General features: G+C 68.1%; 19 protein-coding genes. 7 read left to right on the top strand and 12 right to left on the bottom strand.

The window, feature by feature from the left end; translation table 11 throughout:
* The first annotated feature begins 150 nt into the window (after positions 1-150).
* From QF040_RS30795 to QF040_RS30810, 4 genes are all read left to right on the top strand, one after another.
* Positions 151-1224, top strand: a complete 1074-nt coding sequence (locus QF040_RS30795) for an ABC transporter ATP-binding protein (protein WP_013539601.1) — start codon at positions 151-153, stop codon at positions 1222-1224.
* Between the two features lie 2 nt (positions 1225-1226).
* The gene (locus QF040_RS30800; RefSeq protein WP_429614104.1) at positions 1227-2942 is read left to right on the top strand and encodes a putative 2-aminoethylphosphonate ABC transporter permease subunit; all 1716 of its coding nucleotides are present in this window, start codon (positions 1227-1229) and stop codon (positions 2940-2942) included.
* A 66-nt stretch (positions 2943-3008) separates the two neighbouring features.
* Entirely contained in the window at positions 3009-3143 is a 135-nt protein-coding gene (locus QF040_RS30805) for a hypothetical protein (RefSeq protein ID WP_307510307.1), read from the top strand.
* 92 nt (positions 3144-3235) lie between these two features.
* Entirely contained in the window at positions 3236-4504 is a 1269-nt protein-coding gene (locus QF040_RS30810) for an MFS transporter (protein WP_429614105.1), read from the top strand.
* Here QF040_RS30810 and QF040_RS30815 read toward each other — a convergent pair.
* Positions 4452-5882 carry a PLP-dependent aminotransferase family protein gene (locus QF040_RS30815; RefSeq protein WP_429614106.1) on the bottom strand — a complete coding sequence of 477 codons (1431 nt, stop codon included), beginning with the start codon at positions 5880-5882 and terminating at the stop codon, positions 4452-4454. The two genes, QF040_RS30810 and QF040_RS30815, sit on opposite strands and share 53 nt — an antisense overlap.
* 98 nt (positions 5883-5980) lie before the next feature.
* On the opposite strand from QF040_RS30815, the gene QF040_RS30820 reads away from it, so the two are divergent.
* Genes QF040_RS30820 through QF040_RS30830 form a run of 3 tightly spaced genes read left to right on the top strand, consistent with a single transcriptional unit; the run spans position 5981 to position 8176 of the window.
* A complete protein-coding gene (locus tag QF040_RS30820) occupies positions 5981-6169 on the top strand; it encodes a DUF2970 domain-containing protein (RefSeq protein WP_429614107.1) in 189 nt (62 codons plus the stop codon).
* On the top strand, positions 6166-6885 hold the full coding sequence (locus QF040_RS30825) for a c-type cytochrome (protein ID WP_429614108.1): 720 nt from the start codon (positions 6166-6168) through the stop codon (positions 6883-6885). The genes QF040_RS30820 and QF040_RS30825 overlap by 4 nt, the downstream gene beginning before the upstream one ends.
* A gap of 7 nt (positions 6886-6892) precedes the next feature.
* Positions 6893-8176: a c-type cytochrome gene (locus QF040_RS30830; protein ID WP_429614109.1), complete on the top strand. Its 1284-nt coding sequence runs from the start codon at positions 6893-6895 to the stop codon at positions 8174-8176.
* A gap of 97 nt (positions 8177-8273) precedes the next feature.
* Here the strand turns inward: QF040_RS30830 and QF040_RS30835 are convergent, their stop codons facing one another.
* The 11 genes from QF040_RS30835 to QF040_RS30885 all read right to left on the bottom strand — a co-directional run bounded on the left by QF040_RS30835 (position 8274) and on the right by QF040_RS30885 (position 23779).
* Positions 8274-9668, bottom strand: coding sequence for an 8-oxoguanine deaminase (locus QF040_RS30835; protein ID WP_429614110.1), 1395 nt, complete (start codon positions 9666-9668; stop codon positions 8274-8276).
* Between the two features lie 37 nt (positions 9669-9705).
* Positions 9706-11976 (bottom strand): phosphocholine-specific phospholipase C, encoded by a 2271-nt coding sequence (locus tag QF040_RS30840; RefSeq protein WP_429614111.1) that lies wholly within the window; start codon positions 11974-11976, stop codon positions 9706-9708.
* 31 nt (positions 11977-12007) lie between these two features.
* On the bottom strand, positions 12008-12205 hold the full coding sequence (locus QF040_RS30845; RefSeq protein ID WP_429614112.1) for a hypothetical protein: 198 nt from the start codon (positions 12203-12205) through the stop codon (positions 12008-12010).
* A gap of 268 nt (positions 12206-12473) precedes the next feature.
* Positions 12474-14720, bottom strand: a complete 2247-nt coding sequence (locus QF040_RS30850) for a phosphocholine-specific phospholipase C (protein WP_429614113.1) — start codon at positions 14718-14720, stop codon at positions 12474-12476.
* Positions 14721-14743: 23 nt separating this feature from the next.
* A complete protein-coding gene (locus QF040_RS30855) occupies positions 14744-16975 on the bottom strand; it encodes a phosphocholine-specific phospholipase C (protein ID WP_429614114.1) in 2232 nt (743 codons plus the stop codon).
* 17 nt (positions 16976-16992) lie between these two features.
* A complete protein-coding gene (locus tag QF040_RS30860) occupies positions 16993-17193 on the bottom strand; it encodes a hypothetical protein (RefSeq protein ID WP_429614115.1) in 201 nt (66 codons plus the stop codon).
* Between the two features lie 49 nt (positions 17194-17242).
* Entirely contained in the window at positions 17243-19333 is a 2091-nt protein-coding gene (locus QF040_RS30865) for a LamG-like jellyroll fold domain-containing protein (RefSeq protein ID WP_429614116.1), read from the bottom strand.
* Positions 19334-19605: 272 nt separating this feature from the next.
* Positions 19606-20505: a 5'-nucleotidase gene (locus QF040_RS30870; protein WP_198789233.1), complete on the bottom strand. Its 900-nt coding sequence runs from the start codon at positions 20503-20505 to the stop codon at positions 19606-19608.
* 13 nt (positions 20506-20518) lie between these two features.
* Positions 20519-21118 carry a hypothetical protein gene (locus QF040_RS30875; RefSeq protein WP_429614117.1) on the bottom strand — a complete coding sequence of 200 codons (600 nt, stop codon included), beginning with the start codon at positions 21116-21118 and terminating at the stop codon, positions 20519-20521.
* 15 nt (positions 21119-21133) lie between these two features.
* Positions 21134-22372 carry a type II secretion system inner membrane protein GspF gene (gspF, locus tag QF040_RS30880; RefSeq protein WP_013539617.1) on the bottom strand — a complete coding sequence of 413 codons (1239 nt, stop codon included), beginning with the start codon at positions 22370-22372 and terminating at the stop codon, positions 21134-21136.
* A 15-nt stretch (positions 22373-22387) separates the two neighbouring features.
* Entirely contained in the window at positions 22388-23779 is a 1392-nt protein-coding gene (locus tag QF040_RS30885) for a GspE/PulE family protein (RefSeq protein WP_041943347.1), read from the bottom strand.

Consider the following 23779-nt stretch of genomic DNA (forward strand, 5'->3'; position numbering starts at 1 on the left):
CGTCCAACCGTTCGGGCTGAGCTTGTCGAAGCCTTGCGTGATTGAAGCAGCCCTTCGACAGGCTCAGGGCGAACGGCGGAGGATGCAGTCCGAACGGCTGGAGGATGCAGTCCGAACGGGGGTGGATTCAGTCCGAACGGTAAAAAGCACATGACGAGCTTTCTTTCTCTCCGCGGCATCGGCAAGTCCTTTGGCGCCACCCGCGTGCTCGACGGCATCGATCTCGACATCGAGCCGGGCGAATTCGTCTGCCTGCTCGGTCCCTCGGGTTGCGGCAAGACCACGCTGCTGCGCATCGTGTGCGGCATCGAGCGCGCCGACAGCGGGCAGATCCTGCTCGGCGGCCAGGACATCGCGGGCCTGCCGCCCGCGGCGCGCGGCTTCGGCGTGGTGTTCCAGTCGTATGCGCTGTTTCCGAATCTCACGGCGGCACAGAACATCGCCTACGGCCTGCACCCGACGGGCGCGCTGGCACGCGAGATGGCCAAGCGTTCGCGCGAGATGCTCGACCTCGTCGGCCTCACCGCGCATGCCGACAAATACCCAGTGCAGCTCTCGGGCGGCCAGCAGCAGCGCATCGCGCTCGCTCGCGCCCTTGCGCCGAATCCGCGCCTGCTGCTGCTCGACGAGCCGCTCTCCGCGCTCGACGCGCAGGTGCGCGCGAGCCTGCGCAGCGAGATCCGCGCGCTGCAGAAGCGCCTGGGCATCGTCACCATCATGGTCACGCACGACCAGGAAGAAGCGCTCTCGATGGCCGACCGCGTGGTGCTGATGCACAACGGCCGCATCGAGCAGGCCGGCACGCCCGACGAGCTGTACCGCCAGCCGCGCACCCGCTTCGTCGCCGGCTTCGTCGGCCGCATGAACATGCTGCCCGCGACCGTGCTGGCCGACGGCAAGGTGCGCGTGCGCGACAGCGAACTGTTCTGCGCGCCGGGCAACCTGAGCGTCGGTTCGCAGGCGACCGTGGGCATCCGCCCCGAGCACGTGGTGGTCAAGCGCTTCGGCACCGAACTCGGTGCCAACAGCTTTGCGGCGCGCCTGCTCGACACGGAATTCTTCGGCAACCGCACCTCGGCGCGGCTGGCCTGCGAACCGCTGGGCATCGAGATCGAAGCCGAGCTGCCCGCCGATGCGCGCTATGGCGGCGAAGAGCCGCTGGTGCCGAGCAGCATGGTGCACATCCAGTTGCCTCTGAACGCGCTGTCCGTGCTGGCGCATTGAGCATGAGCAGTTCTCCCGACGCCATCGCCGTCATGCCGATGGCGATGGCGCGCAGCAGCGCGTTCGACCGCGAACGCTGGCTCACCGGCGCAGCCGTTGCGCTGATGGTGCTGCTGCTGGTCGTGATCGTCGCGCTGCCCGTCGGTGCGCTGGTCGGCCAGAGCTTCTTCGATCGGGCCGGCGCCTTCGTCGGTCTCGCGAACTTCGCGCGCTATCTCGACAACCCGGCGCTTGTGCAGTCGGCCTTCAACAGCCTGTGGCTCGCCGCGATCAGCGCGGTGATCTGCACGGCCATCGCCTATGTCTACGCGTATGCGCTCACGCTCTCGTGCATGCCGGCCAAGGGCGCGCTGCGTGCGGTGGCGCTCATTCCGTTGCTCGCGCCTTCGCTGCTGCCTGCCATCAGCCTGGTCTACCTCTTCGGCAACCAGGGCCTCTTCAAGGGGCTGATGGGCGACGCCTCGATCTACGGGTCGCTGGGCATCGTGCTCGGCTCGGTGTTCTGGACGCTGCCGCATGCGCTCCTGATCCTCACGACCGCCATGGCCACGTCCGACGGGCGCCTCTATGAAGCCGCGCAGACGCTCGGTGCCTCGCGCTGGCGCATCTTCCGCACCGTGACGCTGCCGTCCTCGCGCTACGGCCTCATCGTGGCCGCGATGGTGGTGTTCGTGCTCGTCATCACCGACTTCGGCGTGCCCAAGGTGGTCGGCGGCCAGACCGGCGTGCTCGCGACCGACATCTACAAGCAGGTGGTCGGGCAGCAGAACTTCCAGATGGGCGCGGTGGTCGGGCTCGTGCTGCTGATTCCAGCGGTGCTGTCCTTCCTCGTCGAGCGCCACGTTCGCAGCAAGCAAGCCGCGGCGCTCTCGGCACGCGCCACGCCTTATCAACCGGAGCCGGTGGCATCGCGCGACCGCGCACTGCTCGTGTTCTGCGTGCTGGCGGCCGCTGCCATCCTCGTGATGATCGGCATGGCGGTGTTCGCTTCGCTTGCGACCTACTGGCCGTACAAGCTCACGCCGTCGCTGAAGAACTACGACTTCAGCAACATGGACGGCGGCGGTTGGGGCAGCTACTTCAACTCGCTGCGGCTTGCGCTGTGCGCCGCGGTGGCGGGCGCGCTCGTCACCTTCGTCTCGGCCTACCTCGTGGAGAAGCCGCGCCACTTCGGCTTCTTGCGCGAACTGCTCAACCTGCTCGCGAACCTGCCGCTCGCGGTGCCGGGGCTGGTGCTGGGCGTGGGCTACATCTTCTTTTTCATCTCGCCGTCGAATCCGCTGAACGGGCTGTACGGCGGCATGACGATCCTGGTGATCTGCACCGTGGCGCACTTCTTCTCGGTGGCGCATCTCACCTCGCTCACCGCGCTGCGCCAGCTCGACCGCGAATACGAGCTGGTGTCCGAATCGATGGGCGTGCCGTTCTGGCACACGCTCTGGCGCGTGCACCTGCCGGTGGCGCTGCCGCCCGTGCTCAACGTGGGCGGCTATTTCTTCGTCAATGCGATGACCACCGTGTCGGCCGTCGTGTTCCTCTATTCGCCGCAGACCACGCTGGCCGCCATCGCCGTGCTCAACATGGACGATGCCGGCGACGTGGCGCCCGCGGCCGCCATGGCTTCGTTGATCATGCTCACGGCGGCGATCGGGCGCGGCGTCTTCGCGCTGGCCGGGCACTGGGCGCTCAAGCGCACGCAGGCCTGGAGAAGCCGGTAGCCGACAGGCCCTTGTCGGCGCGGTGTCCGACTTGACTGGCGAGGCGACAGGCCTAGCATCCGCCGGATGAGAAGCACAGCACTTGCTCTTCTGTTCTGCATCGGCCTCATCGCGGCCGGTTGCGACGACAAGCCCAAGCCGGGCGGGCCGATGCCCAAGGCTTCGGCGAACGTCGTGCTGCCGGTCGTGTTGGCCAGCTGATCCGCGCACCGTGCGCGAGGGCGGCCGCGTGCCGCCGGCCATTGCGCGCTCGCATCTCCGCGCCGAGGGGTATCCTCGCTGCGGAGGAAACAATGACGAAGACTTCAGAGACAACCGCCCACGCGGCGGATTCGCGCTACGCCATGCTGCGCCTGGCGCTCACGCTGCTGATCATGACGGTCGGCAGCAGCGGCATGTACGTGGTCTCGGTGATGCTCCCCGCGGTGCAGGCCGAGTTCGGCATCGACCGTGCCGATGCCTCGCTGCCCTACACCTGGTTGATGCTCGGCTTCGGTTTCGGCGGCGTGCTCATGGGCAAATTAGCCGACCGCTTCGGCGTGATGTGGCCGCTCCTGATGGGCTCGATTTTTCTCGGTGCGGGCTACATCGCCACAGGGCTGTCGGGCGGCATCGTCTCGTTCACCATCGCGCAGGCCCTGCTGGTCGGCCTGCTCGGCAGCTCGGCCGCCTTCGCGCCGCTGGTGGCCGACACGTCGCTGTGGTTCGTCAAGCGGCGCGGCATCGCGGTGGCGGTGTGCGCGAGCGGCAACTACGTGGCCGGCGCCATCTGGCCGCCGATCGCGCAGCACTTCATCGAGACGGTCGGCTGGCGCCAGACCTACATCGGCATGGGCATCTTCTGCGGCATCGCGATGGCGCTGCTCGCGCTCTTCTTCCGCGCGCGGCCGCCGGCAGTGGCCGCTGCGCCGGTCGGCAATGCATCGAATGCAACGGCGCCGCGCGACATGACACGCCCCTTCGGCCTGAGCATGACAACGGCGCAGGGCCTTCTGTGCGTCGCGGCCGTGGCCTGCTGCGTGGCGATGGCGATGCCGCAGGTGCACATCGTGGCCTACTGCGGGGACCTCGGCTACGGGCCCACGCAGGGCGCGATGATGCTGTCGCTGATGCTCGGCTTCGGCGTGGTGAGCCGGCTGGTGTCGGGCGCGATCTGCGACCGCATCGGAGGCCTGCGCACCCTGCTGCTGGGCGGCGTGCTGCAGTGCATCGCGCTGCTGCTGTTCCTGCCGTTCGACGGCCTCGTGTCGCTCTATGTGATCTCGGCGCTGTTCGGGCTTTTCCAGGGCGGCCTCGTGCCGTCCTACGCGATCATCGTGCGCGAGCACTTTCCGCCGAAGGAAGCCGGCGCGCGCGTGGGCACGGTGCTGATGTTCTCGCTGTTCGGCATGGCGCTGGGCGGATGGATGTCGGGCAAGGTGTTCGACCTGACCGGCAGCTACCACGCGGCTTTCGTCAACGGCATCGGCTGGAACCTGCTGAACCTGTGCATCGCGTCGTTCCTGCTGTTCAGGCTGTACCGCCTGCGGCTTCGGACACCAGCCGGCCCAGTGTCCGCATAGCTTTCTCGCTCTGCGCGTTCCACGCGTGGCCGTAGTTCAGGCGCAGGCAATGCGTGAAGGCGCGCGTCGCTGAAAAGATCGGCCCCGGCGCCACGCTGATGCCGAGCGCGAGCGCCTTGCGATGGATGTCGAGTGCGTTCACACGCGCCGGCAGTTCGACCCACAGGAAGTAGCCGCCCAGCGGCCGCGTGGCGCGCGTGCCCTCGGGAAAGTAATGCCCCACCGCCTGCGCGAAGGTCGCCTGCTGCATCGCGAGCGTCTGTCGCAGCTTTCGCAGGTGCTTGTCGAGACCGCCTTTTTCCAGGTAAGCCGCGAGCGCAAGCTGCGCGGGCGCGGACGTGCTGAGCGTGGACATGAGCTTCTGCCGCGCCACCTTGCGCGCGAAGCGCCCGGCCGATGTCCAGCCGATGCGGTAGCCCGGCGCGAGGCACTTCGAGAACGACGAGCAATGCAGCACCAGCCCTTGCGTGTCGAAGGCCTTGGCCGGCGCGGGCTTGCGGTCGCTGAAGTAAAGCTCGGCGTACACGTCGTCCTCGATCAGCGGCAGCTCGTGGCGCGCGAGCAGTTCAACCAGTGCCTTCTTCTTCGCATCGGGCATCAGGCTGCCGAGCGGATTCTGGAAGGTCGTCATGAGCCAGCAGGCCTTGGGCTGGTGCGCCGCAATGGCCCGCTCGAGCGCGCCGAGGTCGATGCCTTCGCCCGGATGCGTCGGCACTTCGATGGCCTTGAGCCCCATGCGCTCCAGCGCCTGCAGCGCGGCATAGAAGGTGGGCGATTCGACGATCACTGCATCGCCCGGCCGCGTGACCGCCGCGAGGCACAGGTTGAGCGCCTCGAGTGCGCCGTTGGTGATGACGATCTCCTCGACCGGCACCTGCATGCCGTCGGCCAGATACCGCAGAGCGATCTGCCTGCGCAGCGCCGCGCTGCCGGGCGTGAGGTCGTCCACCGTGCTCCATGGGTCGAGCGACTTGGCGCTCGCGGCCATGAACTGGCCGAGCCGCGCGAGCGGAAACAGCAGCGGGCTCGGAAACGCCGAGCCGAAGGGCACAACCTTGCGCGACATGCTGGCTTCGAGGATGTCGAAGACGCGGTCGCTGACGTCGAGCGACATGGGGCCGTCCGCGGGGCGCGAGGTGAGGGTGGACTCGGGCGGTGCATCGCGCAGGCCTCCGCCCGTGACGTAGTAGCCCGAGCGGTCGCGCGCGCGCACGAGGCCGCGCGCCTCCAGCAGGTAGTAAGCCTGGAACACGGTCGATGCGCTGACCCCGCGGCTCTGGCCGGTGTGGCGCACCGAAGGCAGGCGGTCGCCGGTCTTCAGGGTGCCATTGCGGATCGAGGCCTCGATGTCGGCGGCCAGGGCTTCGTAACGTTTCATGGCGCGAGGTTCGTCATTGGCCCGGACTTTATCTGCACCGGTGAATCGAGCAGGATCTGCATCTGTTTTTTCGGTGCGGTTTGGGGCACAGTCGGTGCATGTCCAATCTCATGCGCGCGGTGCGCGCCGTTCTCTGGAGCTTCATCGGGCTGGGCGGCCGCCGCGCCGACGCCGACAAGCGGACCGCCCAGGTCGGCATCCTGCCGCTGATCGGCGTCGCGCTGTTCGTGGTGCTGTTGCTGGTCGTGGGCCTGATCACGTTGGCGCGCTTCGTGGCCGGCACATGACGGCCGGCCTCCGCTCCTTCGCGCTCGCGCTGCTGTTTCTCGTGCAAGGCGTGGCGAATGCCGCGCCGCCGGCCACCGTGCCCGACACCATCGAGCAGCGCGTGGCCGCCTGCATCGCCTGCCACGGCCGCGAGGGTGCGACCACCAACGCGGGCTTCTTTCCGCGCCTGGCTGGCAAGCCAGCAGGCTACCTCTTCAACCAGCTCGTGAGCTTTCGCGACGGCCGCCGCTTCAACGCCGACATGGCGTACATGGTGCAGCACCTCTCGGACGCCTACCTGCGCGAGATGGCCGAGTACTTCGCGGGGCTCGACCTGCCGTACCCGCCGATCTCTCCCAACAGCGATGCGACGCCCGACCAGTTGCAGCGCGGCCGCAAGCTCGCGCTCGAAGGCGATGCGGCACGCGGCATTCCGGCGTGCGTGCAATGCCACGGCGCGGCGCTCACCGGCGTGCAGCCGGCCATCCCCGGGTTGCTCGGGCTGCCGCGGCTTTATGTGTCGTCGCAGCTCGGCGCATGGCTCACGAGCGAGCGGCATGCGATGGCGCCCGACTGCATGGCCGAGGTCGGCCGCCGCATGACCACGGCCGACATCAACGCGGTCGCGAGCTGGCTGGCGGTGCAGCCGATGCCGGCGAACACCAAGCCCGCGGCTTCGTTGCCCGCGCCGCTGCCTGGATCGCAGCGTGTGGCCTGCGGCGGCATGCCGAAGTGAGCCCGCGATGAAACTGCGACACCTCGGCTGGACCCTTCTCACCCTCATCGTGCTCGCGGCCGTGTGCGCGGGCGTGCTCGTGGCGATGAACCTTCGCGGCGAAGACCCGTTGCCCGAACAGGCGCAAGCCTTCGAGGCCACGCCCCAGCAGGTCGAGCGCGGCCGCTACCTTGCGCTCGCCGGCAACTGCGCGGGCTGCCACACCACGCGCGGCGGCCAGCCGTACGCGGGTGGGCTGCCGCTGGAAACGCCCTTCGGCACCATCTATTCGAGCAATCTCACCTCCGACGCCAAGGCCGGCATCGGCAGTTGGAGCAGCGCCCATTTCTGGCGCGCAATGCACAACGGCCGCAGCAAGGACGGGCGCCTGCTCTATCCCGCGTTCCCGTACCCGAACTTCACCAAAGTGACGCGCGAGGACTCGGACGCCATCTACGCGTACCTGCGCACCGTCGCGCCCGCACCCACGCCGAACCTCGCGCACCGGCTGCGCTTTCCCTACGACACGCAGGCCGCGCTGGCCGTGTGGCGCGCGCTCTCGTTCAAGCCCGAGCCCTTCGTCGCCAACGCGGGCAAGCCGGCCGAATGGAACCGCGGCGCCTACCTCGTCGACGGCCTCGGCCATTGCATTGCCTGCCACGGCACGCGCAATTCGCTGGGCGCGACCGAGACCAGGCTCGGCCTCTCGGGCGGGCTCATCGCCGTGGAGAACTGGTATGCGCCGTCGCTCACCGACAAGCGCCAGGCCGGCGTGGCCGGATGGCCCACGGCCGACGTGGTGGCGCTGCTCAAGACCGGCACCGCGCCGGGCGGTTCGGTGATGGGGCCGATGGCCGACGTGGTGTTCCGCAGCACGCAGCACCTGAGTGAGGCAGACCTCACGGCCATGGCGGGCTACCTGAAAGACCTGCCCGAGGTTCCCAAGGCCGACGAACCTGCGCGCACGTCAACGCCCATCCGCCGGGACGCCGGCACGATGGCGCGCGGCGGCAAGATCTACGACCAGCGCTGCGCCTACTGCCACGGCGACCAGGGTCAGGGCGCGACCGGCGCTTACCCGCCGCTCGCAGGCAACCGTGCGGTGAACATGTCGACGCCGACCAACCTCATCCAGGTGGTCTCGCACGGCGGCTTCCTGCCATCGACTGCCGGCAACCCGCGCCCGTACGGCATGCCGCCGTTCGGACAGGTGCTCGATGCGGCGGAAGTAGCGGCGGTGCTGACCTACATCCGCGGCTCGTGGGGCAACGACAGCGCGCCCGTCACGCAGCTGGACACCATGCGGCGCTGAGCGCCGTCTCGGATGTTGGTGCGCGACGGGATGCCGATCGGCTTCCGCGGAGCAGCGCAGGCTTGGCAATCAGAGGTCGTGCGCATTCGCCCTTCCGTCACCGGGCCGTGTGCGGATGCCGGGCACTGTCGTACAGCGTGCGCGCCAGCTCGCGGTGCCTCGCCAGCAGGGGCGGCAGTTCCAGCGCCGTGAAGCGTCCGTCCCGGATGCGGACCTCGCCATTGATCACACTGAATGCGGTGGTCGCCGGCGTGCAGAACACCAGCGCCGCCACCGGGTCATGCCACGCCCCTGCGTGCGCCACGCCGCGCATGTCGAAGGCCACGAGGTCCGCCGACATGCCCGGCGCGATCGCGCCGATGTCGTCGCGCCCCAGCACGCGCGCACCGCCTAGCGTCGCGATCTCCAGCGCCTCGCGCGCCGTCATCGCCGCGGGGCCGTAGCCCACGCGCTGCAGCAGCATGGCTTGCCGCGCTTCGCCGAGCATGTGCGCGCCGTCGTTCGACGCGCTGCCATCCACGCCCAGCCCCACCGGTACGCCCGCGCGCCGCATCGCACCGATGGGCGCGATGCCCGAGGCCAGCCGCATGTTCGAGCAGGGGCAATGCGCAACACCGGTGCCGGTGCGCCCGAAGAGCGCGATGCCCGCTTCGTCGAGCTTCACGCAGTGCGCGTGCCACACGTCGCGGCCGACCCAGCCCAGGTCTTCGGCGTACTCGGCCGGCGTCATGCCGAACTTCTCGCGCGAGTAGGCGACGTCGTTGTCATTTTCGGCGAGGTGCGTGTGCAGCGACACGCCGCGCTCGCGCGCGAGTTCGCCCGACAGCCGCATCAGGTCGCGCGAGACCGAGAACGGCGAGCAGGGCGCCAGCACGATGCGGCGCATCGAATGGCGCGAGGCATCGTGCCAGCGGCCGATGAGACGCTCGCTGTCGCGCAGGATCGCCGCTTCGGTTTCCACCACCTCATCGGGCGGCAGCCCACCGGCGCTGCGGCCCACGCTCATGCTGCCGCGCGCGGCATGAAAGCGCATGCCCATGGCGTCGGCCGCCTCGATCGAATCATCGAGCTTCGAGCCGTTGGGGAACAGGTAGAGATGGTCGCTGGTGGTGGTGCAGCCGGAGAGCATCAGCTCGGCCATCGCGGTCTGCGTCGAGACGCGGATCATCTCGGGCGTGAGGCGCGCCCACAGCAGGTAGAGGTTCGTGAGCCAGCCGAAGAGTTCGGCGTCCTGCGCCTCGGGTACCGCGCGGGTGAGGCTCTGGTACATGTGGTGGTGCGTGTTGACCAGGCCGGGCATCACGACGTGGCCCCGCATGTCGATGGCTTCGGCGTGGCCGTTGCGCAGGGCGTCGAGGTAGATGGTGGGCAGCTCGGCCGTGGGGCCGGCCCAGGCCACCGCGGGGCCGTCGGTCACCACGGCGCCATCGGCGATTTCGCGCCGGGTGGCGTCCATGGTGACGAGGATGTCGGCGTGTTGGAGGATCAGCATGGCGGGATTTTGCGCGCGAGCTCGCGCTCCCGGGAGGTCAGAGGTCGGGCATGCCCATCGCGGGATCGCTCACCGTGTGCTTGCCGGTCTCCACGCGGCCGGCGAAGCGGCGGTAGTAGCTCGCATCGGCATCGCAGGTCACCGCGAAGTCGTACCACTGGCCGCTCGCTGCAAGCTCCCAATGCTGGTCGACGGTGGCACCGCCGTTCACTGTCGCGGTCCATGGGCCGTCGTCGCGGTAGGCCTTGGCGCGGATGGTGAACTTGCAGGCGGCCTTGCCGTCGTTGCGCATGCTCAGGTACACATTGCCGTTGGCGATGTCGTAGCACACGCGCACCTCGGGCACCGCCGCATCGCCCGCGCGCACGGTGTTGAGGTCGCCCTGGAAGTGGCGATGAAAGCCATTCGGCCCGAGCACCCACAGGTCGTACTTGCCGGCGTTGTCGGCAGCCGCGGCCCAGGTGTCGTCGAGCGACTTGCCCGCTTCCACCATGTAGCGGCGCGGCAGGCGGTCGAGGTTGAGCTTGTCGTAGACGTGGAACACGGCGGCGGCCTTGCCCGTGTTCGAGAACAGCAGTTGCACCTTTCCGCCGGCCGTGTCGACCTTGCCGCTCGCATGCAATTCGTAAGGCAGCGCGCGCGACGGCCGCGTGCCCGTGACCTGCACGGGCAGCTTGCCGTCGCCCGGCGGCGTGACCTGCGGCAGTGCGTCCTGCGCGGCGCGCACCTGGTCGGCCTCGGCCTTGCTGCGGCGGCCCGCGAGCGTGGGCGGTGCTTCTTCATTCGGCGTGGCGAAGTTGAAGGCGCTCGTGAGGTCGCCGTTCACCGCGCGGCGGAACGGGCTGATGTTGGTTTCCTTCACGCCGAAACGCGCTTCGAGGAAACGCAGCACCGAGGTGTGGTCGAAGGTCTGCGAGTTGACCCAGCCGCCGCGGCTCCACGGCGAGATCACGTACATCGGCACGCGCATGCCCGGGCCGTAGACGTTGCCGTCGGGCGTGGGCTGCGACGCGGTCATGCCCGGCGGCTTCGGGTGGTTGAAGTACTCGTAGCTCAGGTCCGCATCCGGCAGCGTGGTCTTGCCCGCGAAGGCCTTCACGCTCGGGTCGGCCGAGGGAATGGGCGAGGGCGCGGAAGCCGAGGGCACGTGGTCGAAGTAGCCGTCGTTTTCGTCGAAGTTGACGATGAACACCGTCTTGCTCCACACCTCGGGCACCGCGGTGAGCGCGTCCAGCACTTCCTGGATGTACCAGGCACCCTGCACAGGGCTCGAAGGGCCTGGGTGCTCGGAGTACACGTCCGGCGGAATGACCCACGACACCTGCGGCAGGCGGCCGGCCTTCACGTCGGCGCGGAACGCATCGAAGATCGCGCCCGCATCGAAGGCCGCCTGGTCGGCCACCGGCAGCGTGTTGGCCGTGCCCTTGTAGAGCGGGTTGCCGGCATCGTCGCCGGGTGCATACGCCGGCGATGCGCCTTGCGGCAGCGAGGTGCTCACCGGTTTGCTAGAAGCCTCGTTCGCCTTGCGGTAGGGCTTGAAGCCGAGCAACGGATTGCAGCCGTAGTTGTTCGGAATGTTCTGGTAGACGATCCAGCTGACATTGGCTTCCTGCAGGCGCTCCGCATAGGTCTTCCACTCGTAGCCTTCGGTCGAAGGGCCGGTCGAACTCCACGGGTTGACGTTGTTCACGTAGGCCTGGTTGCCACCGGCCGAGCTGTTGGGGCCGTTGGTGCCGGTCCAGTGGAACGAGCGGTTGGCGTGCGTGCCGGTGTGCATCGCGCAGTGGTAGTCGTCGCAGATCGTGAAGGCGTTGGCCAGCGCGAACTGGAACGGAAGCTCGGCCTCCGTGAGATAGCCCATCGACTGCGTGAAGGGTGCCTTGTTGTTCACCTTCTTGTAGCGCGGCCACTGGTAGAGGCGACCGCCGTCCCATGCATTGTGCGAATCGACCCAGGTGTGCGGCGTGCTGCTCACGCGCTGCGCATTGCCTTTGGTCGCATCGAGGTGATAGGGCACCACCTGCTTGCCGGTGTCGTCGAGCTGCTGCCACACGGCCAGGCCGTTGGGCAGCGGAATGGTCATGCGGTCGCCGAAGCCACGCACGCCCTTGAGCGTGCCGAAGTAGTGGTCGAACGAGCGGTTCTCCTGCATCAGGATCACGACGTGCTCGACGTCCATGATCGTGCCGGTCTTGTTGTTGGCCGGAATGGCCAGGGCGCGCCGGATGCTCGGCGGAAAGGCCGAGAGCGCGAGGGCGGCGGCGCCGGTGGTGGCGGTGCCGGTGAGGAATTTGCGGCGTGAGGTCATGGTGTTGTTCTTGGTGTTTCTCATTGTGCGATCAGGGCGCGCAGCGCATCTCGGGCTTCACGCCGGTGTCGGGCGGCGTTGTGACGGGTGGCGTCGTTGTCGGTGGCGTTCCGGCGCCCGGAAGGCCGCCGAAGAAGCCGCCGCCATCGCTGCCGCCGCCGCAGGCGGAGAGCACGCAGGCCACGATCAATGCGGGTGCAAGTCGCGCGGAAGAAGAAGGAAGTTGCATCGGGTGAGATCCTCTTGGAGTTGCTGTGCGGCACTTCACGCAGAGTCGTGAAGGCCGCCAGAACCAAGGCTAGAAATCGGCGATGACAACGCCATGAACCGCAGGGGACGAGGTGTAAGAGAGCGAAACGACCGGGAATGTTTGCGATCTTTCGGACTACGTTGCGCGCTGTGCGCCGTTGTTTTTTCAGCGCGTGATCACACCGGCACGGCGTCTTGTGCGCGCGCCATGAATCGGCGCGCGCACAAGCACTGCTGTCCGCACAGGCTCAGAGATCGGCCAACCCCATCGCCGGATCGCTCACCGTGTGCTTGCCGGTTTCCACGCGGCCCGCGAAGCGGCGGTAGTAGCTGGCATCGGCATCGCAGGTCACCGCGAAGTCGTACCACTGGCCGCTCTCGGCGAGCTCCCAGTGCTGGTCGGTGGTGGCACCGCCATTCACCGTTGCAGTCCACGGGCCGTCGTCGCGATAAGCCTTCGCACGCACGGTGAACCGGCAAGGATTCTTGCCGTCGTTGCGCATGCTCACATAGACATTGCCGTTCGCGATGTCGTAGCACACGCGCACTTCGGGCATTGCGGCGTCGCCCGCGCGCAGGCGATTCAGGTTGCCCTTGAAGTGGCGATGGAAGCCGTTCGGTCCCAGCACCCAGAGGTCGTAGAAGCCGCTGTTGTCGGTCATCGCGCTCCACGCATCGTCGAGCGTCTTGCCGGGCTCCACGATGTAGCGGCGCGGCAGCCGGTCGAGGTTCAGCTTGTCGTAGACGTGGAACACCGCAGCCGCTTTGCCTGTGTTCGAGAACAGCAGTTGCACCTTGCCGCCGATCGTGTCGGCCTTGGCGCTCACGTGCAGCTCGTAAGGCAGCGCGCGCGAAGGCCGCGTGCCGGTGAACTGGCGCGGTAGCTGTGGGTCGAGAGGCAGCGGCACCTGCGGCAACGCCTGCTGGTCGTTGCGCAGCTTGTCGGCATCGGCCTTCGTCGTGCGCCCGGTGAGCGTGGGCAGGGCCTCGGTGTTGGGCGTCGCGAAATTGAAGGCGCTCGTGAGATCGCCGCACACCGCTCGCCGAAACGGCGAGATGTTGGGCTCCTTCACGCCGAAGCGTGTCTCCAGAAAACGGATCACCGACGTGTGGTCGAAGGCCTGCGAGCTGACCCAGCCGCCGCGGCTCCACGGCGAGATCACGTACATCGGCACACGCGGGCCCGGGCCATAGACGCGGCCGTCGGGCTTGGGCTGGCTGCTGCTGCCGGCCGGCGCCGGATGCGTGAAGTACTCGGCGCCCAGGGCCGCATCGGGCAGCGTCGTCTTGCCGGCGTAGGTGCCGTCGCCGTTGGGCGATGGTGCCGAGGGCGAGGGCACGTGGTCGAAGTAGCCGTCGTTCTCGTCGAAGTTGATGAGCAGCACGGTCTTGCTCCACACCTCGGGCACGGCGGTGAGCGCATCCAGCACTTCCTGCAGGAACCAGGCGCCCTGCACGGGGCTCGACGGCCCGGGATGCTCGCAGTAGATCGAGGGCGCGTTCATCCACGAGACCTGCGGCAGCTTGCCTTCGCGGATGTCGCGCTTGAAGGCGTCCAGGTACTCCTCGGGGCGCGTGCCCGGCAGCGTGTTGGCCACGCCCTTGTAGAGCGGGTTCCTTGCGTTGTCCGAGGCTGCGTCGTAGGCGTGATACGGCAATGCCTGGCCGGTGTCTGCGTAAGGCTGGTTCGGCGCGCCGCCGCTGCACACCGGAAAGCCCGAGGCGAGGTTGGCCTGGCGGAACTGCTGGAACGCGCCCAGCATGTTGTCGCCCCATTCGTCGGGCATGTTCTGGTAGCTGATCCACTTGACGCCTGCGTCCTCCAGGCGTTCGGCATACGTTTTCCACGTGTAGCCGGTGTTGGCCGAGGCGGGCTTGCCCTCGATCCAGTCCCACTCGTTGCGCACGAACGCCACGTTTTGCGCGGTCGGTCCGTTGGTGCCGGTGAGGTGAAAGGAGCGGTTCGCGTCCGTGCCGGTGTGCATCCCGCAGTGGTACGCGTCGCAGATCGTGAAGGCGTTGGCCAGCGCGTATTGGAAGGGAACCTCGGCTTCCTTGTGGTAGCCCATCGCCTTGTTGGTCTTGTAGCGCGGCCACTGGTACATGCGGCCGTTGTCCCACGCGTTCTGGCTGTCGTTCCAGTCGTGGGGCGTGCCGCCGTCGCGCTGGGCATTGCCTTTGCGGCTGTCGAAGTGATACGGCAGGATCGGCTTGCCCGAGGCATCGCTCTGCTGCCACACGTTCAGTCCCTTGGGCAGCGGAATCGTGAAGCGGTCACCGAAGCCGCGCACACCCTTGAGGGTGCCGAAGTAGTGGTCGAACGAGCGGTTCTCCTGCATCAGGATCACGACGTGCTCGACGTCCATGATCGTGCCGGTCTTGTTGTTGGCCGGAATGGCCAGGGCACGGCGGATGCTCGGCGGAAAAGCCGAGAGCGCGAGCGCGACGGCACCGGTGGTGGCGGTGCCCGTGAGGAATTTGCGGCGTGAGTTCATGGGGCGGTTGCCGGGTGCCACGCTCAGAGGTCGGCCAGGCCCATGGCGGGATCGCTCACCGTGTGCTTGCCGTTTTCCACGCGGCCCGCAAAGCGGCGGTAGTAGGCCGGGTCGGCATCGCAGGTGACCGCGAAGTCGTACCACTGGCCGCTGCTTGCCAACACCCAGAGCTGCTCGGCCTTGGCGCCGCCGGCGACCGTGGCACCCCAGGGGCCGTCGTTGCGGTAGGCCTTGGCGCGCACCGTGAACCTGGCGGGGTTCGTGCCGGCGTTGAGCATCTCCAGGTAGACGTTGCCGTTGGCGATGTCGTAGCACACGCGCACTTCGGGATTCGCGCCGCTCGTGCGCAGCGCATTGAGGTCGCCCTTGAAGTAGCGGTGAAAGCCGTTCGGCCCGAGCACCCACAGGTCGTAGAAGCCGCTGTTGTCGGTCATCGGGCTCCAGGCGTCGTCCAGCGACTTGCCGGGTTCCACCATGTAGCGGCGCGGCAGGCGGTCGAGGTTGAGCTTGTCGTAGACGTGGAACACGGCCGCGGCCTTGCCGCTGTTCTTGAACAGGAGCTGGATCTTGCCGCTCACCGAATCGGCGCGCGCGCTCACATGCAACTCGTAGGGCAGTGCGCGCGAGGGGCGAATGCCGGTGGCCTGGCGCGGCAGTTGCGGATCGAGCGGCAGCGGCACCTGCGCGAGGGCTTCCTGGTCGCTGCGCGTCTTGTCGGCGCCGGTGCGGGTCGTGCGGCCCGCGAGCGTGGGCAGCGCCTCGGTGTTGGGTGTCGCGAAGTTGAAGGCGCTGGTGAGGTCGCCGCACACCGCGCGCCGGAACGGCGAGATGTTGGGCTCCTTCACGCCGAAGCGCGTCTCGATGAAGCGGATCACCGAGGTGTGGTCGAAGGCCTGCGAGTTGACCCAGCCACCGCGGCTCCACGGCGAGACGATGTACATCGGCACGCGCACGCCGGGGCCGTAGACGCGTCCATCGGGCGCGGGCTGGCTGCTCGTGCCCGGGGGCTTCGGGTGGTTGAAGCGTTCCACGGCGAGGTCGGCCTCGGGCAGCGTGGTCTTGCCGGCCATCGAACCGTCGGGATTGATCGAGGGCGCGGCCGGCGACGGGTAATGGTCGAAGTAGCCGTCGTTCTCGTCGAAGTTGATGAGCAGCACGGTCTTGCTCCACACGTCGGGCACGGCGGTGAGCGCGTCCAGCGCTTCCTGGATGTACCAGCCACCCTGGATCGGGCTCGACGGGCCGGGGTGCTCGGAGTAGGTGGCGGGCGCAATGATCCACGACACCTGCGGCAGCTTGCCGTTCTTGATGTCCTGGCGGAACTGCTCCAGGAATCCGCCGTCGCCCATCGTGTTGGCGATGCCCTTGTAGAGCGGGTTGCCCGCGTCGTCGCTCGCCGGGTCGTACACCGGCGAGGCCGCGTCGTTGCTCACCGGCTTGCCCGAGGCCTCGTTGGCCAGGCGGTACTGCTTGAAGCCCGCAAGCGGGTTGTCGCCGAAGTTCTCCGGCATGTTCTGGTAGACGATCCAGCTGACCTTGGCTTCCTGCAGGCGCTCGGGGTAGGTCTTCCATTCATAGCCGGTCGCCGAGCTGTCGATGGAGTCCCACTCGTTGTTCACGGTGGCCACGCCTGCGACGCCCCCCGCACCGCTGGCCAGCTGGCCGCCAGGGCCGTTGGTGCCGGTCCAGTGGAACATGCGGTTCGAGTTGGTGCCCGTGTGCATGCTGCAGTGGTAGTCGTCGCAAAGCGTGAAGGCGTTGGCCAGCGCGAACTGGAAGGCGACTTCGGTCTCCTTGAAGTAGCCCATCGACGCATTGGTCTTGTAACGAGGCCACTGGTAGGTGCGCCCGCCGTCCCAGGCGTTCTGCCCATCGCTCCACGAATGCGGCGTGCCGCTCACGCGCTGCGCATTGCCTTTGCGGCTGTCCAGGTGGTAGGGCAGGATCGGCTTGCCCGAGGCATCGCTCTGCTGCCACACATTCATGCCCTTGGGCAGCGGAATGGTGAAGCGATCGCCGAAGCCGCGCACGCCCATCAGCGTGCCGAAGTAATGGTCGAACGAGCGGTTCTCCTGCATGAGGATCACGATGTGCTCGACGTCCTGGATGGTGCCGGTCTTGTTGTTGGCCGGAATGGCGAGCGCACGGCGAATGGCGGGTGGAAAGGCCGAGAGCGCGAGCGCGGCAGCGCCGGTGGTTGCGGTGCCGGTGAGGAATTTGCGGCGCGAATTCGTGGGCTTGTCGTTCTGGTTCATGGCGTGGACTTTCTCTTTCAGGGCGCGCAGCTCTTCACGGGGGCGACGCCGGTTTCGGGCGGGGTCGTCACGGGTGGGGTGGTGGGCGGCGTACCAGCAACGGGCAGGCCGGCGAAGCCGCCACCGCCGCTGCCACCACCGCAGGCGGACAGGGCAGAGGCCACGATCAACATGGACAGCACGGGCACAAGGCGCGGGGCAAGGAATGGAATTCGCATGATGGAGATCTCTTGAGTCGTTCGTTGTGGGAGGTGAGCGGGGGACGGTTCAGGGCAGCAGCAACATCAGCGGCTGGCCCGACTTGAAGATGCTGGTGAGCTCGTCGGTGGTGAGCGCGCGATTCCATATGGCGAACTCGTTGAAGTCCATGGCGCCGCGCGGCGAGCTGGTCTCGCGCTGGTAGTACTGGCCGGTGCCGTCTTCATTGAGGCCGATGCCGTTCTTCAGGCCGCCGAGCTGCGCGACCAGCGCGCTCGTGAGCGTGGCGCTCCCGGTCTGCATGGCGCGGGCCGAATCGAACACGTAGCCGGTGAGCTTGAGGTTGGCCTTGTCGATCACGACCGCCACGTAGGCCCACTGGCCTGCGCTCAGGCCGTAGCCGTTGCTGTCGGCGCGGATGCCGCCACCGGCGCCCACGTTGAAGCGGATCTCGCAGCTGCCGAAGAGACCGATGGCCAAGCCCGCATTCGCGCCGGTGGTGTAGTTCTTGTTGGCGAGCATCGAGGCGCCGTTGCTCACGCCCTGGCTGCAGGTGGCGTCGGTGCGCACCCAGAAGCCGAGGGTGTAGGCGGTGACGGCCGGGTTGGTGGCCACGTCGGTGGTCTGCAGCAGGCGGTAGCCGGCCGAGCCGCTCGCGTTCTTCACCGTGCTGTCGACACGCAGCGCCTTGACCTTGTAGGGAAGCTTGAAACCGTCGTCGACCGATGTGCCGCCGTCGGCATCGGCCGCCCAGGGCGCGAGGGTGGAGGCGTTCTTCGGGTCCGCGGCCGGGAGCGTGTCCAGCGGGTAGTAGTTGACGAGGCCGTTCGCCAGCGTGGGCGCGAGCGTGGCGGGCTTCACGTAGGCGAGTTGCGCGGCGAGCGCGACGCTGGCTTCGCCGGCAACGACGGTGTACTGGTAGGTGTAGACGCCGTCCGCGTCGGCCACGATGGGGTCGGCGTACGCGGTCGAGCCCGCCGGCAGCGTGGCGACCAGCTTGCCGTCGCGCAGCACCTGCACCGGCGCCGTCGCAGCGCCCGCGAGCGTCCACGAGAGTTCGATGCTGTTCTTGTCCGCGCCCGCCTTGGCGGTGAGATTGCGCAACGACGTGGCGGCCTGCAGCGCCTGTCCGTTGAAGTTGTAGGCCTCCGAGCTCGGCAGGGCGCCGAGGTGCCGCAGCACGGTCGGTGCGATGTCGGTCGCCGCGGCGAGCTGCAGCAGCGCGGTGTCCGCCGGTGCGGCGGTGCCTGTTCCGGGCAGGGCGGCCAGCGTCTTGTTGCTGGCGATGAAGATGGTCTTGTTGTCAACGGCCTGCAGGCCGGAGGCGGTGCCGAAGGCGTCCAGGCCGTGGCCGGTGGTGAGGATGACGAGCCAGTCTTCCTTCGCATCGTTGGCCGTGCGCTGCGCGATGCGCGCGAGCAGCCGGCCGACGGCGGCCGAGGTGTCGGAAATCGCGCGTTGGTAGGCGTCGCTCTTCAGGCCGCTGTCGGCGGCCGCCGCCGGTGCGCCGTACTGCGCGACCGTCAGGTCGTAGCCGGCGTCGATGAACTGCGCGGTGCGCTCGGTCACGCAGGCATCGGCGCCCGCGCAATCGACGGCTCCGTCGATGGTGCCGCTCTCGGTGGCCAGCAACCGCGGATAGAGCGCATTGGCCGTGACCGATGCGGTCTTGTAGCCGGCCGCCTTGTTCTGCTTGGCGAGCGCGAAGATCGAAGGCGCGAGCTTCGCATCGATGCGCTGGTCGGTCGTGTCCCAGCGCACGCCGTGGCGCGTCACCCAGGTGCCCGTCAGCAGCGTGGCCCAGCCCGGGCCGTCGGTGGTGCGCTGTTCGCTCGGCGTGCCGTTAGCGCCGCCGGTCCATGCGGGCGCCACGCGCATCGATTGCAATGCCGGCGCCTTGTTCTGCGCGATGGCGTCGCGCAGGGCCGCATGTGTGAGGCCATCGATCTCCACGACGAGCGCCTTCGGGCCGCTCTTGCCCTCGTTGGTACCGGATGCAGGCGGATTGCTGCCGCCACTGCTGGCCGGCGGCACATTGACGAGGGGGAAGGAAGCACCGCCGCCGCCACCACCGCCGCAAGCGGCAAGCGCGAGCGAGGTGGCGAGGGGCAGGAGCCAGCGCGCGAAATGCGCGGCGTGCGAAGGTGTGGTCGGGCGCATCGGAGGAAGCCGGTGTGTCTGTCTGTCGGAGGGATGGACGCCGGTGCGGCAAAAAAAAAGTGCCACGAGGGCACTGCGCACCGAACAGACAGCGAGGCTAAGAAGCGCGCGTTACGCCGCAATGAATGCGGGATGACAGAGCGAAGTCGTGCGCGTGACGACGCACGAAGCAACGCTCAAGGAAGCGGGTGGGCTTCGTTCTGGAGATGTCGTGGAACCGGCATTGCCGGGCCGCAGGCGTCGCTCCCCTGCAAGGGGCCGACGCGTGAGGGTCAGCCTTCGTTGCTGATCCCGCTCGACACATGCCCCGCAGGCACATGCCGCGAGGCCGCATCGACGTGACCCGTCTGGTCGTCGAAGAAAAAATCAGGCTCGAACTCGCGCAGGAACTCGCCCTTGGGCAGGCCGCCGAGGAACATCGCTTCGTCGACGCGGATGTTCCAGTTCATCAGCGTGCGGATCGCGCGCTCGTGCGCCGGTGCGCTGCGCGCGGTGACCAGCGCGGTGCGGATGCGCATCTGCGCATTGCCCGCCATCTGCAGCCGGTGCAGCGCCATCAGCAGCGGCTTGAACGGGCCTTCGGGCAGCGGCAGGTCGGCCTTGCTGAGTTCGTGGGCCTGGAAGGCGTCGAGTCCCTCGGCCTGGAACACGCGCTCGGCCTCGTCGGAGAACAGCACCGCATCGCCGTCGAAGGCGATGCGCACTTCGTTGGGCCAGGCATCGCTCGCCTTCACCGATTCGACCAGCACGCGCGCGGCCGGAAAGCCCGCGACCAGCGCCTCGCGCACGTCCTGTGCGTTGACGGAAAGGAAAAGGTGCGCGCGCAACGGGCGCAGATACCCGAAGGGCGGGCGGCCTTGCGTGAACACGCCGCGTTGCAGCTTGATGTCGGCCGCCGCGCTCGACTTGAAGATGCGCATGCCCGAGACCGGATCGTTGCGCGAGAGGATCACCACCTCCACGCGCTGCACGCCGTCGTCGTTGAAGCGCAGCAGCTTCCGGATCAGCGAGTACGCGATGCCGGGTGCGGCGGGCACGTCGAGCCGGTCGAGCTGCAGCTTCATGTAGCCCTCGTTGTCGCCAGCCTCGAAGATGCGGTTTTCTTCCTCGAGGTTGAAGAGCGCGCGCGAGGAAATCGCGACCACGAGTTTGTCTTCGAGAGTGACTGGCATGGTGGGAGGCAGTTCAGGTGGCGTCGTCGGGCGCGTCGTCGAGCGCGTCGTCGAGCGAGAAATAGAGCGTATTCGACCAGTAGCCCAGGCCCAGGTCGCGCAGCGGCGCCTCGATGCTCTCCTGCGAGGGCGTGAAGACGCGGTCCCAGAAGCTCTTTTTTTTCGGGGCCAGCTGAGCCAGGGCCGCCTCGACCTCGGCGTCGATGTTCTGCACACCCTGCAGCAGGCTCGCGGCCTGCGTGTCGAGCGGCGTGTCGTCCATGCCGAGCACCTCGGCGCACTCCAGAAAGATGTAGCCGTTGCGGTCGGCGTGGCGGTTCAGGAAATCGAGCGCCTGGTCGCGCATCGGCGCGATGGCGGGGTGGTCGATGCGGGCCAGAAACTGTTCGAGCCGGTCGATGCCGGCACCGGCGCGGCCCGCGAGCGCCGTGGGTTCGGGCATGGACCAGATCAGCGAGCGGCATCGTTGCACGTCGGCCGACACCAGCAGCCGGTAGACCAGCGGGATGTTGTACTTGCACTCCGAGAGGCCCTTGAGCTGTTTCGGATCGTTCCCCGCAGCGTCCGCGCCCGGAACAAAGGGGCTTGCGAACAGGTAGCTCCGGTTGGCCATGGCGCGACTCTCCCGCTATTTGACGAACTGGTTCAGCTGGATGATCGGCAGCATCACGGCCAGCACGATCAGCATCACCACGCCGCCCATCGCCACGATGAGCAGCGGCTCGAGGATGGTGGCCAGGTGCATCGCGCGGCGCTGCACTTCGGCGCCCAGCTGGTTGGCCGCGCGCTGCAGCATCAGCGGCAGGGTGCCGGTCTGCTCGCCCAGGCGCGCGAACATCGACACGAGGCCGGGAAAGCGTTTCTTCTGCGCGAGCGCCGAAGCGAGCGGCGCGCCCTCGCGCACCAGCACCAGCGCGTCGAGCGCATCGGCGCGCATCGCACGGTTGCTGAGCGTTTCGGCGGCGGCCTGCAGCGCGCGCAGGATCGGCACGCCGGCCGTCGCCAGCATCGCGAGCGTGCTCGCAAAACGCGCCGCGTTGTAGCCGCGCGCGAGCTTGCCCACCAACGGCAGCTTGAGCCAGGCCGCATCGAACTTGAGGCGGAAGGCCTCCTGCGCCAGCGCCACCCGCACGCCGATGGCGAAGAGCACGACGCCGCCCAGCATCCACCAGCCGTAGTTGCGCACGCCCGCACTCAGCGAGAGCATCACGGTGGTGAGAAAAGGCAGCGAGCGCTTGGTGCCCGCGAACACCTGCGCCACCTGCGGCACCACGTAGCTCACGAGAAAGATCACGATCACGATCGCCACCAGCGTGACGATGGCCGGGTACAGCGCCGCGCCGACCAGCTTCTGCTGCAGCGCCTGGCGTTCTTCGAGGTCGTCGGCCAGGCGGTCGAGCACGAGGCCGAGGTTGCCGCTCTGCTCGCCGGCACCGATCACCGCGGTGTAGATGGGCGAGAACTCGCGCGAGTGCGCCGACAGCGCGCGCGCGAAGGGCGAGCCCGCATTGACTTCGGCACGCAGCGAGGCGACGAGGTTGCGTTGCGGCTCGGACTCGGCTTCGTCGGTGAGGGCCGTGAGCGCGCGTTCGAGCGGCAGGCCCGACGAGACGAGGCCCGCGAGCTGGCGCGTCCACACCGCAAGGCCAGTCGAGTTGAAGACACGCTTGCCGCCGCCCAGCCAGCGCGAAAGACTGCTGCGCTGCCCGGTGCCGTTGATGTGGTCGCTGCCGACCGGCTTGACCGACAGCGGAATCAGCGCCTGCGCGCGCAGCAGGCTGCGTGCGCTGCGCGCGGTGTCGGCTTCCAGCACGCCTTCGCGCGACTGGCCGCTGGCATCGATGGCTTCGAAGGAATAGGCGGGCATGGCGGGCGCTGGTCGCTAATCGCGTGTCACGCGCAGCAGCTCTGCACGCGAGGTGATGCCGGCCTGCACCAGCCGTTCGCCGTCTTCGCGCATGAGCCGCAGGCCGCCGAGCGCGCCGGCCTTGAGCAGCTCGCTCTCGGCCGCCTTGCTGTGGATGAGGCCCTGCACGGTTTCATCGGCCACCAGCAATTCGAAGATGCCGGTGCGGCCCTGGTAGCCCGTTTGCCCGCAGACGTCGCAGCCCGCGCCCGCGCAGCTCGTGCAGACCTTGCGCACGAGGCGCTGCGCGAGCACGCCCAGGAGCGACGAGCTCAGGAGGAAGGGCTCCACGCCCATGTCGGTGAGGCGCGTGACGGCGCTGACCGAATCGTTCGTGTGCAGCGTCGCAAGCACCAGGTGGCCGGTGAGCGAAGCCTGGATGGCGATCTGCGCGGTTTCGAAGTCGCGGATTTCGCCGATCATGATCACGTCCGGGTCTTGCCGGAGGATCGCGCGCAGGGCCTTCGCGAAGGTGAGCTCGATCTTCGCGTTGATCTGCGTCTGGCCCACGCCCGGCAGCTCGTACTCGATGGGGTCTTCCACCGTCATGATGTTGCTGCGGCTCGCATCGAGCCGGGCCAGCGCGGCATACAGCGTGGTGGTCTTGCCCGAGCCGGTCGGGCCGGTCACCAGGATGATGCCGTGCGGCTGCGTGATGAGCTTTTCGAAGCGCTGCAGCGTGTCGCCCAGCATGCCCACCGATTCGAGCGTGAGCTTCGATTCGCTCTTGTCCAAAAGGCGCAGCACCGCGCGTTCGCCATGCGCACTCGGCAGCGTGGAAACGCGCACATCAACCGCGCGCGTGCCGATGCGCAGGCTGATGCGCCCGTCCTGCGGCAGCCGCTTCTCGGAGATGTCGAGGTCGGCCATGATCTTCAGGCGCGAGATCAGCGCGGCGTGCAGCGCGCGGTTGGGCTGCACCACCTCGCGCAGCGTGCCGTCGATGCGAAAGCGCACGGACGAGGTGCGCTCGTAGGGTTCGATGTGGATGTCGCTCGCGCCGTCGCGCGCAGCCTGCGTGAGCAGTGCGTTGAGCATGCGGATGATGGGCGCATCGCCCGCGCTCGCCAGCAAGTCTTCGACAGCCGGCAGCTCCTGCATCATCCGCGAGAGATCGGCGTCGTTCTGCACTTCGCTCACCACCGCGGCGGCACTCGATTCGCCCTGCGAATAGGCCGCGCTGATGCGCTGCGCGAGCGGTGCGTCGGCCAGCACCTCGAAGGCCTGCACGCTGTACTTGCGCGCCACTTCGCCGACCGCGCTGCGCGCGGGGTGGTCCGACATCCACAGCGTGTAGCGGCCGTCGTCGGCCTCTTCGAGAAGGAGTTGCTGGCTGCGTGCGAACGCGTAGGGAAGCGGGTAGCGCAT

The organism is Variovorax sp. W2I14 (assembly GCF_050435205.1).
GTDB classification, from domain to species: domain Bacteria; phylum Pseudomonadota; class Gammaproteobacteria; order Burkholderiales; family Burkholderiaceae_C; genus Variovorax; species Variovorax paradoxus_C.

Bases quoted from the DNA above. Each gene is read 5' to 3' on its own strand.
- QF040_RS30870 (WP_198789233.1), bottom strand. From the start codon at position 20,505: ATGCCAGTCACTCTCGAAGACAAACTCGTGGTCGCGATTTCCTCGCGC.
- gspF (WP_013539617.1), bottom strand. From the start codon at position 22,372: ATGCCCGCCTATTCCTTCGAAGCCATCGATGCCAGCGGCCAGTCGCGC.
- QF040_RS30845 (WP_429614112.1), bottom strand. From the start codon at position 12,205: ATGCAACTTCCTTCTTCTTCCGCGCGACTTGCACCCGCATTGATCGTG.
- QF040_RS30855 (WP_429614114.1), bottom strand. From the start codon at position 16,975: ATGAACCAGAACGACAAGCCCACGAATTCGCGCCGCAAATTCCTCACC.
- QF040_RS30860 (WP_429614115.1), bottom strand. From the start codon at position 17,193: ATGCGAATTCCATTCCTTGCCCCGCGCCTTGTGCCCGTGCTGTCCATG.
- QF040_RS30840 (WP_429614111.1), bottom strand. From the start codon at position 11,976: ATGACCTCACGCCGCAAATTCCTCACCGGCACCGCCACCACCGGCGCC.
- QF040_RS30795 (WP_013539601.1), top strand. From the start codon at position 151: ATGACGAGCTTTCTTTCTCTCCGCGGCATCGGCAAGTCCTTTGGCGCC.
- QF040_RS30810 (WP_429614105.1), top strand. From the start codon at position 3,236: ATGACGAAGACTTCAGAGACAACCGCCCACGCGGCGGATTCGCGCTAC.
- QF040_RS30875 (WP_429614117.1), bottom strand. From the start codon at position 21,118: ATGGCCAACCGGAGCTACCTGTTCGCAAGCCCCTTTGTTCCGGGCGCG.
- QF040_RS30825 (WP_429614108.1), top strand. From the start codon at position 6,166: ATGACGGCCGGCCTCCGCTCCTTCGCGCTCGCGCTGCTGTTTCTCGTG.
- QF040_RS30865 (WP_429614116.1), bottom strand. From the start codon at position 19,333: ATGCGCCCGACCACACCTTCGCACGCCGCGCATTTCGCGCGCTGGCTC.
- QF040_RS30885 (WP_041943347.1), bottom strand. From the start codon at position 23,779: ATGCGCTACCCGCTTCCCTACGCGTTCGCACGCAGCCAGCAACTCCTT.
- QF040_RS30815 (WP_429614106.1), bottom strand. From the start codon at position 5,882: ATGAAACGTTACGAAGCCCTGGCCGCCGACATCGAGGCCTCGATCCGC.
- QF040_RS30830 (WP_429614109.1), top strand. From the start codon at position 6,893: ATGAAACTGCGACACCTCGGCTGGACCCTTCTCACCCTCATCGTGCTC.
- QF040_RS30800 (WP_429614104.1), top strand. From the start codon at position 1,227: ATGAGCAGTTCTCCCGACGCCATCGCCGTCATGCCGATGGCGATGGCG.
- QF040_RS30820 (WP_429614107.1), top strand. From the start codon at position 5,981: ATGTCCAATCTCATGCGCGCGGTGCGCGCCGTTCTCTGGAGCTTCATC.
- QF040_RS30835 (WP_429614110.1), bottom strand. From the start codon at position 9,668: ATGCTGATCCTCCAACACGCCGACATCCTCGTCACCATGGACGCCACC.
- QF040_RS30850 (WP_429614113.1), bottom strand. From the start codon at position 14,720: ATGAACTCACGCCGCAAATTCCTCACGGGCACCGCCACCACCGGTGCC.
- QF040_RS30805 (WP_307510307.1), top strand. From the start codon at position 3,009: ATGAGAAGCACAGCACTTGCTCTTCTGTTCTGCATCGGCCTCATCGCG.